This window comes from Vibrio sp. ECSMB14106 (genome assembly GCF_000972265.1).
GTDB lineage: Bacteria > Pseudomonadota > Gammaproteobacteria > Enterobacterales > Vibrionaceae > Vibrio > Vibrio kanaloae.
Genome location: NZ_LAUM01000024.1, coordinates 1 through 12402, shown reverse-complemented (window position 1 = coordinate 12402; position 12402 = coordinate 1). Strand labels below are relative to the sequence as shown.

General features: G+C 44.6%; 16 protein-coding genes. 13 read left to right on the top strand and 3 right to left on the bottom strand.

Annotated features, from left to right (window positions below):
- Positions 1–20: 20 nt before the first annotated feature.
- The 5 genes from kefG (at position 21) to WR49_RS15680 (ending at position 4577) form a co-directional block, all read left to right on the top strand.
- The gene (kefG, locus tag WR49_RS15700; RefSeq protein ID WP_029626910.1) at positions 21–605 is read left to right on the top strand and encodes a glutathione-regulated potassium-efflux system ancillary protein KefG; all 585 of its coding nucleotides are present in this window, start codon (positions 21–23) and stop codon (positions 603–605) included.
- On the top strand, positions 592–2388 hold the full coding sequence (kefB, locus tag WR49_RS15695; protein ID WP_017055811.1) for a glutathione-regulated potassium-efflux system protein KefB: 1797 nt from the start codon (positions 592–594) through the stop codon (positions 2386–2388). Before kefG ends, kefB begins: the two co-directional genes overlap by 14 nt.
- A gap of 126 nt (positions 2389–2514) precedes the next feature.
- Entirely contained in the window at positions 2515–2715 is a 201-nt protein-coding gene (locus WR49_RS15690; RefSeq protein ID WP_017632113.1) for a YheV family putative zinc ribbon protein, read from the top strand.
- 95 nt (positions 2716–2810) lie between these two features.
- Positions 2811–3398: a peptidylprolyl isomerase gene (gene slyD / locus WR49_RS15685; protein WP_046224640.1), complete on the top strand. Its 588-nt coding sequence runs from the start codon at positions 2811–2813 to the stop codon at positions 3396–3398.
- Positions 3399–3614: 216 nt separating this feature from the next.
- Positions 3615–4577, top strand: a complete 963-nt coding sequence (locus WR49_RS15680) for an isoaspartyl peptidase/L-asparaginase family protein (RefSeq protein WP_046224639.1) — start codon at positions 3615–3617, stop codon at positions 4575–4577.
- A 180-nt stretch (positions 4578–4757) separates the two neighbouring features.
- Here the strand turns inward: WR49_RS15680 and WR49_RS15675 are convergent, their stop codons facing one another.
- Both WR49_RS15675 and WR49_RS15670 read right to left on the bottom strand, forming a co-directional pair.
- A complete protein-coding gene (locus tag WR49_RS15675) occupies positions 4758–4985 on the bottom strand; it encodes a SlyX family protein (RefSeq protein WP_017055807.1) in 228 nt (75 codons plus the stop codon).
- A 5-nt stretch (positions 4986–4990) separates the two neighbouring features.
- The gene (locus tag WR49_RS15670; protein ID WP_046224638.1) at positions 4991–5968 is read right to left on the bottom strand and encodes a WD40 repeat domain-containing protein; all 978 of its coding nucleotides are present in this window, start codon (positions 5966–5968) and stop codon (positions 4991–4993) included.
- A 131-nt stretch (positions 5969–6099) separates the two neighbouring features.
- Here WR49_RS15670 and fkpA point away from each other — a divergent pair, with 131 nt between their 5' ends.
- The 8 genes from fkpA (at position 6100) to fusA (ending at position 12205) form a co-directional block, all read left to right on the top strand.
- Positions 6100–6876, top strand: a complete 777-nt coding sequence (gene fkpA, locus WR49_RS15665; RefSeq protein WP_046224637.1) for an FKBP-type peptidyl-prolyl cis-trans isomerase — start codon at positions 6100–6102, stop codon at positions 6874–6876.
- 205 nt (positions 6877–7081) lie between these two features.
- Positions 7082–7807, top strand: coding sequence for a helix-turn-helix transcriptional regulator (locus tag WR49_RS15660; protein WP_017055804.1), 726 nt, complete (start codon positions 7082–7084; stop codon positions 7805–7807).
- The gene (gene tusD, locus WR49_RS15655; RefSeq protein WP_046224636.1) at positions 7801–8190 is read left to right on the top strand and encodes a sulfurtransferase complex subunit TusD; all 390 of its coding nucleotides are present in this window, start codon (positions 7801–7803) and stop codon (positions 8188–8190) included. The genes WR49_RS15660 and tusD overlap by 7 nt, the downstream gene beginning before the upstream one ends.
- The gene (gene tusC / locus WR49_RS15650; RefSeq protein ID WP_046224635.1) at positions 8187–8543 is read left to right on the top strand and encodes a sulfurtransferase complex subunit TusC; all 357 of its coding nucleotides are present in this window, start codon (positions 8187–8189) and stop codon (positions 8541–8543) included. Before tusD ends, tusC begins: the two co-directional genes overlap by 4 nt.
- Before the next feature lie 8 nt (positions 8544–8551).
- A complete protein-coding gene (gene tusB / locus WR49_RS15645) occupies positions 8552–8827 on the top strand; it encodes a sulfurtransferase complex subunit TusB (RefSeq protein WP_046224634.1) in 276 nt (91 codons plus the stop codon).
- Between the two features lie 182 nt (positions 8828–9009).
- Positions 9010–9384, top strand: a complete 375-nt coding sequence (gene rpsL / locus WR49_RS15640; RefSeq protein ID WP_004737194.1) for a 30S ribosomal protein S12 — start codon at positions 9010–9012, stop codon at positions 9382–9384.
- Positions 9385–9490: 106 nt separating this feature from the next.
- A complete protein-coding gene (rpsG, locus tag WR49_RS15635; RefSeq protein ID WP_010435163.1) occupies positions 9491–9961 on the top strand; it encodes a 30S ribosomal protein S7 in 471 nt (156 codons plus the stop codon).
- A 147-nt stretch (positions 9962–10108) separates the two neighbouring features.
- Positions 10109–12205: an elongation factor G gene (fusA, locus tag WR49_RS15630; RefSeq protein WP_046224633.1), complete on the top strand. Its 2097-nt coding sequence runs from the start codon at positions 10109–10111 to the stop codon at positions 12203–12205.
- On the opposite strand, the gene WR49_RS21640 is transcribed toward fusA, so the two are convergent.
- Positions 12202–12402 (bottom strand): hypothetical protein (locus WR49_RS21640; RefSeq protein ID WP_231574717.1); only part of this gene is annotated, 201 nt, incomplete at its 5' end. The genes fusA and WR49_RS21640 overlap by 4 nt on opposite strands.

Genomic DNA, 12402 nt, shown 5'->3' with positions numbered 1-12402 from the left:
CAAAGGAATGTTTCAAAGGAATGAGTAATACTCCCTCGACAGACCACCCCGTGCCAAAGGTGTTAATAATTTACGCACACCCGGAGCCGCACACCTCTATTGCTAATCAAATGATGATTAAAAAGGTAGAGTCGCTAGGGCATGTTAAAGTTCATGATCTCTATGCCATCTATCCAGACTTTTTTATCGATGTCCCTTATGAGCGTAAATTGCTCCTTGAGTACGACGTGATTGTGTTTCAACACCCTTTATTTATGTATTCATGCCCTTCGCTCTTGAAGGAGTGGTTTGATCGCGTGTTAGGGAAAGGTTTTGCGTTTGGTGAGCAGTGTGCGCTTAAAGGTAGGTACTGGAGAAGTGTTATCACAACTGGCGGTAAAGAAGAGGCATTTGGCGCTGCAGGCTATAATAAATATCCATTGCAAGAGATTTTACAACCGTTTGAGTTAACCGCTGCTTTGTGTCAGATGAACTGGATGTCACCTTTCGTTTTACATTGGGCACGAAATGTTTCGGATATGGCGCGTTATCAACACGCTGAAGCCTATCGAAACTGGTTGCAAGATCCGCTACAAGATACAGGAGCGAATGATGGCCCTGACTAATGATTTTCTGCAAAGTAGCGTTATCTTTTTAGCGGCGGCTGTCGTTGCGGTTCCTATTGCACAGCGAGCTGGTTTGGGTTCGGTGTTGGGGTATTTGTTAGCCGGTGTGGCGATTGGGCCATGGGGGCTCGGGCTGATCAGTGACGTCGAGGCAATTCTGCATTTCTCCGAACTTGGGGTCGTATTATTGCTCTTTCTGATTGGTTTAGAGCTAAACCCCAAAAAATTGTGGCAAATGAGAGCGCCTATTCTTGGGTTGGGTGGCGCGCAAGTGTTGATCACCACTTTGATCATTACCGCTATCGTGCGTTTGTTTGGTTTAAGTTGGCAAACGAGTCTCGTGATAGGTATGGGCTTGGCACTATCTTCAACTGCGATAGCTTTGCGTGTTATTGAGGAGCGAGAGCTCGGTGGCAAAGAGGCCGGGCAGTCAGGCTTTGCGGTGTTACTTTTTCAAGATATCGCGGTCATTCCAATGTTGGCGATGTTACCCCTGCTTGCTGGTAATGTCGGTGGCAGTTGGGCTGATATGTTGTGGATGCTGGGTGGTGTGATCGGTTTGTTTGTTGGTGGTCACTTCTTACTGAGACCACTGTTTCGGTACATCGTCATGAGTGGTGTGCGTGAGGTGTTTACGATTGCGGCGTTATTACTCGTGATTGGTATCGCGGTCATAATGCAGCAAATTGGCTTGTCGATGGCATTAGGTACTTTCCTCGCGGGCGTACTTTTGGCTGAAAGTGAATATCGACACGAGCTTGAGATTGCGATTGACCCCTTCAAAGGGCTGCTGCTTGGTCTGTTCTTTATCTCTGTTGGGATGGCGGTAAACTTAGGTTTGTTAGCGGAAAGCCCATTCGTCATACTTAGTGCTGTGTCTGCTTTGGTCGTCTTAAAGGGCGTGGTGTTGTATGTGCTGGCTCGTATCTTTGGTACTCAAGCTAAAGCGCGTAGCCGAATGGCAATGATTCTTAGCCAAGGTGGTGAGTTTGCCTTTGTCATTTTTACTGCGGCGAGCGCACAAGGCCTCTTAAGTAACGAACAAGTGTCGTTCTTATTGGTTGTTGTCAGCTTGTCTATGGTGACAACTCCATTGATGTTAAAGCTGCAAGATAAATTTTTCGCTCGTCAACTTAATCAAATCAGTGAAAGTACGATGCCTTCAGATGTGGTGGATCGCAGCCCTCGCGTGATCATTGCTGGCTTTGGTCGTTTTGGTCAAATCATTGGCCGCTTAATGTATGCCAACAAGATTCGTATCACAGTCCTTGAGAGTGATGCCAGCCAAATACATATCCTTAGAAAGTTCGGCTACAAAGTATTTTACGGCGATTCAACACACTTAGAGTTGTTAAGAGCTGCGGGGGCAGACAAAGCCGAAGCTATTGTGTTGTGTACTGACTCTCCAGACGAAATCATGAAAACCGTCGACTTGTGTAAGCAGCACTTCCCACGCTTAAAAATCTTAGCGCGTGCTCGAAGCCGTGTTGAGGCCTATCAATTGCTTAACCACGGTGTGAGTAACTACTCGCGAGAAACCTTCCTTGGAGCCCTCGATTTAGGTCGTCAAACGTTGACCGAACTCGGCATGCATCCTTATAAAGCGAAGCGAGCAGAAGCACACTTTAGGAAATTGGATAATGGTATGCTGAAGGAGTTACTTTCTCAGCATAGTGAAGATGCAGAGCTAGCTCAAAGAGCCAAAGAGGCTCGTAAAGAGCTCGAAGAGATTTTTGGACACGAGATGGAAAATGATCACCAGTCTCGAAACTATTGGCAATAATCCAGAGCTGAGAGTCAATGATTTTGTAATAAGAAAAATACAGCCTAATAATAAACGCGGTCTCTATTAGTTTTACATCGTGGAGCATAGAAGAACAGCGAATCCAAAGTAGTAAAGGACATGAACGTGAAACAGAAAAAACGCTTTATCGCAGGGGCGAGCTGCCCAAGCTGCAACACTCAAGACACACTGCGTTGGTGGGTCGAGAATAATATCGAGCTGGTGGAATGTGTCGACTGCGACTTCACTGAACAGCGTAAACCGAAAACTGTAGAGAAATCTGAACACGCGAATCAAGAAATGATCGGCATTTTTAAACCAGAATGATTGAGTTTCATTAATTCATCCCCATAATATCCGGAGTACAAAATTTATTCCTAGGTTCACTGTTCGAGCCTAGTCCAAACCTCCTTGGAGCTCTCATGAAAATTGAAAAGAACGTAGTAGTTAGTGTTGCATATCAAGTGAAACTTGAAGATGGCGTAGTAGTTGATCAATCAACTGCAGAGGCTCCACTAGATTACCTTCACGGTCACAACAACCTAATTACAGGTCTTGAAAAAGAGCTTGAAGGCAAAGTTGCTGGCGACAAATTCTCTGTAACTGTTACTCCAGAAGAGGCTTACGGTGAGCACAACGACGCATTAGTTCAACGAGTGCCTTCTGATGTGTTTCAAGGTGTTGAAGAAATCGAAGTAGGTATGCGTTTCCTAGCAGATACAGACCAAGGTCCGATCCCAGTAGAAATTACTGAAGTAGATGGCGACGAAGTTGTTGTTGACGGTAACCATATGCTAGCAGGTCAAACACTAACGTTTGATGTTGAAGTTGTAGCGGTTCGTGAAGCGACTGAAGAAGAAGTTCAACACGGTCATGTGCACCAAGAAGGTGGCTGTGGTCACGACCACGATCATGACCACGAAGGCGGTTGCTGCGGTGGCGAAGACCACGACCACGGTGAAGAGAAAAAAGACGGCTGCTGCGGCGGCGGTAGCTGTGGTTCTCACTAATACCGAATTAACGGTGTAGATTAAGAATCTTGAAAGCCTCCCTTGTGGAGGCTTTTTTCGTATTGGCGCCGAGTTTTTTGACCTGGCTTTTAATCTACCGAACTAAGTATCCGTAAATCTAAGCATCCGCAAAAAGTTTGGTTTTCTCTATCAGACATAGAATCATGAATGTGGTATTGATAGCACAACATAAGAATACGTCAGTGGAGAATTTGCATGTCACAGCCTTTTTCAATTGCCATTCATGGTGGTGCAGGTACCATCTTGCGAGAGCAAATGAGCGATGAATTAAAAACAGGTATTATCGAAGCCTTGGAGAAGTCTGTTTTGGCTGGTTATCAAGTTCTGCAATCGGGAGGTGATGCTCTCGATGCAGTGGTTGTATCGGTTAAAGTGATGGAAGACAGCCCACACTTTAATGCTGGTAAAGGTTCGGTTCTGACTCATGATGAATTTGTTGAGATGGATGCCTCAGTGATGCATGGGCGTGAAATGGGTGCCGGTGCGATAGCTGGGGTGCGTCATATCAAAAACCCAGTTGAGCTCGCGCGTGATGTGATGCTTAAAAGCGACCACGTACTACTGATTGGCGAAGGTGCTGAGAAGTTTGCCTTTGAACACGAGTATATGTTTACCGAGCAAGACTACTTTTTTACTGAACGTCGCTACGATCAGCTGCAATCGATGAAAGAGAAAGGTATTTTTGCTCTCTCTGAAGCTCAGTATGAAGAACAACAAGACCAGTATCCAGACGATAAAAAGCATGGAACTGTAGGGGCTGTAGCGTTAGACCAAGCGGGTAACTTAGCGGCAGCGACAAGTACTGGCGGCGTGACTAATAAGAAATACGGTCGTGTGGGGGACTCTCCAATTATAGGCGCAGGCACTATTGCTGAAAATGGCAACGTGGCCGTTTCAACAACAGGTATGGGCGAGTTCTTTCTACGTAAAATGGTCGCCAGTGATGTGGCAGCACGAATGCGTTATCTGAAAGAAGATGTGCACACCGCTTGCGAAACGATCATTCAAGGTGAATTGAAAACCATGGGCGGAGAAGGCGGCTTGATCGCTATCGATGGTCAAGGTGATATTCATTTTGGTATGAACAGCTCAGGAATGTATCGCGCAAGCGTTGATACTCAAGGTCGTGTTGAAGTGAAGATTTATGCCGATGATTAAGTTTCTATCGGCTTAATTGGCTTAAGTTTATTCAGTCAGATGAAATATACAAAAGGGCGACAGATAAGCATCTGTCGCCCTTTTAGTTTTCTATGTCCCGTCCTGAAATGTGTTTACACATTGAGGGCGAGAAACTAACGATATGCGTCGCTAGAATCAATTGGTTATTTTGAACCGCACTTAATAGTGTGGAGGTGGCGTCTCTTCTGATGCGTCTGCTAAGTTTGAGCCATCCATGTTTTTCACTTTGCCAACCACGAACTTCATTTGGTCTTGCATTCTTGTGATCAACATCTGTTGTTGGCTAAGCGCTTCATTGAGTTCTTCAATGGTCTGTTCTTGAAAAGCTAGCTGACACTCTAGGTCATTCACGCGGCTTTCCAGTTTTTCAACTCGCTTTTCTGTCATCGTTCTTAATCCACATTCCAAGCTTGGGCGATGCCCGCTGAGGTGCCCGATATCACACGGTTTTTATCATCAAAGGTCGCATCATACACTACCGCACGGGGAGGGCGAGCATCTTTTAATGGCTCAGCATCGTGACGAGAAATTCTTTTGCCATCCAGAGTGTTCCACACGCTCACCTGGCTTGATGGTGTACCTGTTACCAACATGCGGCCGTCATCAGAGAAACGTGCACTTGAAAATATCAATTGTCGAGACCAACTCTGTAGTTGCGCTTGATACTCACCAGTTTCAAGATCCCAAATCATAGCCTGATTACCTCCGTCAGAAGTAAAAGCCAGTTCACCATCGCGCTGTAGCGCAACTCGTACTACTCTTTGTTCATGCTCAAAGGTACGCAATACCAAGCCAGACTCGGTATCCCAAAGGTAAGCCTTGTAGTCATTCCCGCCAGTAAGTGCGTAGCGACCATTGGCCGAAAGGGACACCGAATTCACTTTTTCTCGGTGAGCGAGGAACTCCAGACGGCGTCCGGTGACTAAATCCACATAGATCGCTTTACCATTAGACAGGCCAAGCAATACTTTTTCACCGTTGCTAGATATATCGACATCGCGAATCAAGCCATCGGAAATAGACCAAAGCCCTTGAGCTTGAGTCCAAGATAAGTCCCATACGGCGAAATTCATTTGGCTTGCGGTAATGGCAAAGCGACCATTGTCCGAGATTCGGATACGGGATACTTGGTTTTCTGATTGGTCTTGCGGACCGAGTTGAGCAAGCTCTTTGTTTTGCTCTAAGTCCCAGAGCAGTAAGTGTTTTTTCTGAGAGTAGAGCAGGGCGAAGCGTCCATCTCTGCTGAGAGCAAAGCTGGTGGCACCATTGGGTTCAATTTCCCAACGTTGATCATCATCTTGGAAGAAAAAACAGCCATTTAACAAGGTGATGACAATTGTACATAGCAATGAATGAAAAAATATTCGCATCACGTCTAATAATCCGGTTTTTGTCGAAAGACATATGACTAGTATATTGTTATAACTAACGTATTCACACCAATCTAATCATTAGATTTGTGCACAATAACCAATGGCTTGGCCATTAATTGGAGAATTCAATGAAATCAGTTTTAAAAGTATCACTGCTTGCCGCAACGGTTATGCTAGCAGTTGGTTGTCAGAAAGAAGAACCAAAGGCAGAAGCTCCTCAAGTAGAAGAAGTTAAAGTAGAAGCAGTAAACTTTAAAACAGAAGACGACAAAGCGGCATACGCAATCGGTGTATCTTTCGCTAACTACCTAAGCACAAGCATTGATAAGCCAAGCGAGCTAGGCATTAACCTAGACAAAGACATGGTTCTTCAAGGTATCGAAGACGTATTCGCAGAGAAAACGGCACTGAACGAAGAAGAGACTCGTGCGGCTCTTGAAGCTCTAGACAAGCGTGTTGCTGAAACTATGCAAGCACAAGCGGCAGAAAAATCGGCAGAAACTAAGAAAGTGGGTGATGACTTCCGCGCTGAGTTCGCAAAGACAGAAGGCGTAGAGCAAACTGAATCAGGCTTACTTTACCAAGTAATGACGGCCGGTGAAGGTGCTTCTCCAAAAGACACGGACACAGTTCAAGTTCACTACAAAGGTACGTTAACAGATGGTACTCAGTTCGATAGCTCTTACGAGCGTGGTGAACCAGCAACATTCCCACTTAACCGTGTAATTCCTGGTTGGACTGAAGGCGTGCAACTGATGAAAGTTGGCTCTAAGTACAAGTTCGTTATCCCGCCAGAGCTAGCATACGGTGAGCAAGATACACCGACTATCCCTGCTAACTCAACGCTAGTGTTCGAAGTCGAATTACTAAAAATTGATGATACTGAAGCGGCTGCTGCTCAGTAATATCAAAGCGAAACTTCGTTCTAAAATACGTTGGTAGAATAAAAAGCCTAACTTAAAGTTAGGCTTTTTTTTTGATTTTAAATTGAGTATTTTATTTTTAAACTTGTTCTAAATCACTAGTTGCAATGTTAGCTAGGTGTGCAATTAAAATTTTCTGATAAACTTACATAAATTTGTTGATTTTTCACACGAAGGTAAGGAATAAGTGACTACTACAGAAACAATCAATGCAGATGTGTTACTTGAAATGGAATCAGTCCACGTTATGCCATTCAGTGAACACGATAAAATTATTTTAAGATCTTATGAGGCCGTTGTTGATGGTATTGCGAGCCTTATTGGTCCGTTTTGTGAAATCGTTTTGCACTCACTAGAGGACCTCAATACTTCTGCAATTAAAATTGCCAACGGTGAGAATACTGGTCGTCAGGTTGGCTCTCCGATCACCGATCTTGCATTAAAGATGCTGAAAGATATTGAAGGTTCTAAGCGTAACTTTTCACGCTCATACTTCACTCGCGCTAAAGGTGGAGTATTAATGAAGTCGATCACGGTTGCTATCCGTAATGGTGAAGACCGAGTGATAGGGTTATTGTGTATCAACGTCAATTTAGATGCGCCATTCTCACAAGTGCTGCAATCTTTCATGCCAACGCAAGACGCTGACGAAGCAGCGTCATCAGTTAACTTCGCAAGTGATGTTGAAGAACTCGTTGACCAAACGGTTGAGCGAACGATTGAAGAAATCAATGCAGACAAGTCAGTATCGAACAATACTAAGAATCGTCAGATTGTGATGGAGCTTTACGACAAAGGTATTTTCGATATCAAAGATGCGATTAACCGTGTTGCTGAACGCTTGAATATCTCGAAGCACACCGTATATTTGTATATCCGTCAACGTAAAACAGAGGATGAAGAGGGTTGTTAAGCTACACACTCCTAGTTAATGGGCCCGTTTACGGCTCACAATCCGCAAGAAGTGCTTATCAGTTTGCCGTGGCTCTGATTAAGCAGGGGCACAAACTTCACAGTGTGTTTTTCTATCAAGATGGCGTCAGTAACGGCTCAGCTCTTACCGTACCGGCTAACGATGAATTTGACTTAGCTTCAGCTTGGCAAAAGCTGGCTGATGAGCACGATGTTAGCCTAGAGACCTGTGTGGCTGCTGCGTTAAGGCGCGGAGTGATTAGCCCAGAAGAAGCAACGCAACATCAACTTGGTGTTTCTAATCTAGCGCCTGGATTCACTCAGGCCGGATTAGGGAGTTTATCGGAAGCGCTGCTCACGCAAGATAGGGTCGTACAGTTTTGAGAAAGTTAGCCTTTGTATTTAATAGTTTTCCTCATAGTACTGCTGCCGGTAGAGAAGGGTTAGACGCATTACTTGCCGCTTCCGCTTACAGTGAAGACATCTCCGTGTTCTTTGTTGGCGATGGCGTGACACAACTCCTTAGAACTCAGCAACCCGACGAAGTCCTATCACGCGACTACATCTCAGCATTTAAGCTTATGGACCTGTACGACATCGAACAGGTGTATGTGTGTCAGCGTAGCCTGTGTCAGTTTGGTCTTTCGACAGATAACCTGTTGATTGATGTAACCGCGGTTGAAGCGGATGAGTTAACGCAGAAGCTAACTCAATGCCAGCAGATACTGACTTTCTAGGGAACGCTATGCTTCATATCGTAAAATCAGTCGACAAACTTAAACTCGCATTGACCTACTCTCAACCACAGGATAACTTCCTTTTAGTGGAAGATGCGGTGTATGTTTGCCTTCCCAATCATGAGTTATTCACTCAAATCTGCGCAGTTGATCAGGTGTCGGTGTTAAAACCGGATCTCGATAGCCGAGGTTTACAGCCCCTTGTCTCTGGTGCACTTGATCAAGTGGACTTTGACGGGTTCGTTAAACTGACGGTTTTGAACGACAAATCAGTCACTTGGTAGCCGTGTTTTATCAGTTTGGTTAAAATTAAACCATCCTGAGCTCTGGACGGCTAAAAAAGATCTGTATATTTCTTGACACACCTCCCACTGCTGAATAGAATTTTGCGTCCCTAATTACGACTTGTGATTAGGGATAGATTTTTCACAAAGCTTACTTTCAAGTAAATTTCAGGAGCTAGTTAATGGCAACTATTAACCAGTTGGTTCGCAAACCTCGTGTAAAGCAAGTTGTTAAAAGCAACGTGCCTGCACTAGAAGCGTGCCCACAAAAACGTGGTGTATGTACTCGTGTTTACACTACTACACCTAAAAAACCTAACTCGGCACTACGTAAAGTATGTCGTGTACGTCTAACCAACGGTTTCGAAGTAACTTCGTACATCGGTGGTGAAGGTCACAACCTTCAAGAGCACAGTGTTGTACTAATCCGTGGCGGTCGTGTAAAAGACCTTCCGGGTGTTCGTTACCACACTGTTCGCGGCGCGCTTGACTGTGCTGGCGTTAACGACCGTAAACAAGGTCGTTCTAAGTACGGTGTGAAACGTCCTAAGTCTTAATGCATTTTCTTTTTTAAAAGAAAGCGTTAAGTAAGGCCAAACACTATTTTATTTATTATTCTGAAAAGTTTTGGAAAAAACCTGAAGAAGACAACGGAGAATATCCATGCCACGTCGTCGCGTAATAGGTCAGCGTAAGATCCTTCCAGATCCTAAGTTCAAATCTGAATTGCTGGCAAAATTCGTTAACATCCTTATGGTTGACGGAAAGAAATCTACTGCAGAGAAAATCGTTTACACTGCACTAGATTCAATGGCTGAGAAGTCTGGTAAAGACCACTTAGCTGTATTTGAAGAAGCTCTTGAAAATGTTCGCCCAGCGGTAGAGGTTAAATCTCGCCGTGTAGGTGGTTCAACTTACCAAGTACCTGTAGAAGTTCGTCCGGTTCGCCGTAACGCTCTTGCTATGCGTTGGGTAGTTGAAGCTGCGCGTAAGCGTGGTGAAAAATCTATGGCTCAACGCCTAGCTGCTGAAATGCTAGACGCGTCTGAGAACAAAGGTACTGCGGTTAAGAAACGTGAAGACGTTCACCGCATGGCTGACGCAAACAAAGCGTTCGCACATTACCGCTGGTAATACCTTTTTTGTGCTGCAAGGTTCCTTGCAGCACTTCTTTAGTTCCTATGCATATGCTAGGAACTATTGCTATTTCTAGGGCTGGTACTTTTTAGCTTCCTGGGTATAGCAATAGTCCCTAAGTCTCTAAGTTAAGAGGATTCAACCGTGGCTCGTAAAACTCCTATTGAGCGATACCGTAATATTGGTATTGTTGCTCACGTAGATGCAGGTAAAACAACCACAAGTGAACGTATTCTGTTCTATACCGGTCTTTCTCACAAAATCGGCGAAGTTCACGATGGTGCAGCAACCATGGACTGGATGGAGCAAGAGCAAGAGCGCGGTATAACGATCACTTCAGCAGCGACCACTACGTTTTGGCGTGGTATGGAAGCTCAGTTCTCAGATCACCGTATCAACATCATCGACACCCCTGGACACGTTGACTTTACTATTGAAGTAGAACGTTCTTTGCGTGTACTTGATGGTGCTGTCGTTGTGTTCTGTGGCTCATCTGGCGTTGAACCTCAGTCAGAGACAGTATGGCGTCAAGCCGATAAGTACCAAGTTCCACGTCTGGTTTTCGTTAACAAAATGGACCGTACAGGCGCAGATTTCTTGCGTGTCGTTGAACAGATCAAGGACCGCTTAGGCGCAACTCCTGTTCCTATCCAATTGAACATTGGCACTGAAGAAAACTTCCAAGGTGTTGTTGACCTTATCAAGATGAAGGCAATCAATTGGAACGATGCTGATCAAGGCATGACCTTCACTTACGAAGATATTCCAGCAGACATGCAAGAAATGGCTGAAGAATATCGTACAGAACTTGTTGAAGCCGCTGCAGAAGCAAGTGAAGAGTTGATGGATCAGTACCTTGAAGAAGGTGAACTAACAGAAGCTGAAATCAAACAAGGTCTTCGCACTCGTACCCTTAATAATGAAATAGTACTAGCAACTTGTGGTAGTGCATTCAAAAACAAAGGTGTACAAGCTGTTCTAGATGCCGTTGTTGATTTTCTCCCTTCACCAATTGATGTACCTGCGATTCAAGGTATTGATGAAGACGAGAATGAAGTAGAGCGTCACGCGGACGATAAAGAACCGTTCTCTGCGCTAGCCTTTAAAATCGCAACCGACCCATTCGTTGGTACTCTAACTTTCATCCGTGTTTACTCTGGTATTGTAGAAAGCGGCAAAACTGCTTACAACTCTGTGAAAAAGCAACGTGAACGTTTAGGTCGCATTGTTCAAATGCATTCAAATAAACGTGAAGAAGTAAAAGAAGTACGAGCAGGTGACATTGCAGCCATTATTGGTTTAAAAGATGTAACCACCGGTGAAACTCTGTGTGACCAGAATCATAAGATTATTCTTGAACGCATGGAGTTTCCAGACCCAGTTATTCAGATCGTTGTAGAGCCAAGCTCGCAAGCTGATCAAGATAAAATGACCATTGCTCTAGGTAAACTAGCAGCAGAAGACCCATCGTTCCGTGTTGATATGGATGCGGAAACAGGCCAGACACTGATTTCTGGTATGGGTGAACTACACTTAGATATCATCGTTGACCGTATGAAGCGTGAATTTAACGTGAACTGCAACGTTGGTAATCCACAAGTAGCTTATCGTGAAACAATTCGCGGTACAGCGAAAGCAGAAGGTAAATTTATCCGTGAGCATGGTGGTAAGGGTCAGTACGGTCACGTATGGCTGAAACTGGAGCCATCAGAAACTGGCGAAGGCTTTGTCTTCGTAGATGAAATTGCCAACGGTATTGTACCTAAAGAGTTTATCGCTTCAGTTGCTAGAGGCGTTGAAGAGCAGATGAACAATGGTGTGCTTGCTGGCTATCCAGTTTTGGATATCAAAGCTACACTGTATGATGGTTCTTACCATGAAGTTGATTCAAGTGAGATGGCGTTTACAATCGCTGCCTCTATGGCTTTCAGGACGGGTGCACTTGAAGCGCAACCAGTTCTGCTTGAGCCTATGATGAAAGTTGAAGTAACTACTCCAGAAGACTGGATGGGTGACGTTGTTGGCGATATTAACCGTCGTCGCGGCATCATCGAAGGTATGGACGAGGGGACAGCTGGCCTGAAGATAATTCGTGCACAAGTTCCGTTGTCTGTCATGTTCGGTTACGCAACTGATTTACGTTCTGCGACACAAGGGCGTGCTTCTTACTCTATGAAGTTTAGTGAGTACGCTGAAGTGCCTAACAATGTTGCAAAAGCAATCATTGCAGAACGTGGTTAAACAAAAGGAAGGCATTTTTCTTTATTTTTTAAAAGAACAATGCGTCCAAATATTGCGCTAACGAGAGTTGGCGCATAAAATAGCAATTTCTGGCGCGTCTCGGTCAATAATGAACGTGGCGAATCATAACTAGGAAGGAACACGATTGTGTCTAAAGAAAAATTTGAACGTACGAAACCGCACGTAAACGTTGGTAC

What these genes read in the sequence shown, in the direction of transcription:
- kefG (WP_029626910.1), top strand. Translation starts at nt 21, where the DNA reads ATGAGTAATACTCCCTCGACAGACCACCCCGTGCCAAAGGTGTTAATA.
- kefB (WP_017055811.1), top strand. Translation starts at nt 592, where the DNA reads ATGGCCCTGACTAATGATTTTCTGCAAAGTAGCGTTATCTTTTTAGCG.
- slyD (WP_046224640.1), top strand. Translation starts at nt 2,811, where the DNA reads ATGAAAATTGAAAAGAACGTAGTAGTTAGTGTTGCATATCAAGTGAAA.
- WR49_RS15680 (WP_046224639.1), top strand. Translation starts at nt 3,615, where the DNA reads ATGTCACAGCCTTTTTCAATTGCCATTCATGGTGGTGCAGGTACCATC.
- WR49_RS15675 (WP_017055807.1), bottom strand. Translation starts at nt 4,985, where the DNA reads ATGACAGAAAAGCGAGTTGAAAAACTGGAAAGCCGCGTGAATGACCTA.
- WR49_RS15670 (WP_046224638.1), bottom strand. Translation starts at nt 5,968, where the DNA reads ATGCGAATATTTTTTCATTCATTGCTATGTACAATTGTCATCACCTTG.
- fkpA (WP_046224637.1), top strand. Translation starts at nt 6,100, where the DNA reads ATGAAATCAGTTTTAAAAGTATCACTGCTTGCCGCAACGGTTATGCTA.
- tusB (WP_046224634.1), top strand. Translation starts at nt 8,552, where the DNA reads ATGCTTCATATCGTAAAATCAGTCGACAAACTTAAACTCGCATTGACC.
- rpsL (WP_004737194.1), top strand. Translation starts at nt 9,010, where the DNA reads ATGGCAACTATTAACCAGTTGGTTCGCAAACCTCGTGTAAAGCAAGTT.
- rpsG (WP_010435163.1), top strand. Translation starts at nt 9,491, where the DNA reads ATGCCACGTCGTCGCGTAATAGGTCAGCGTAAGATCCTTCCAGATCCT.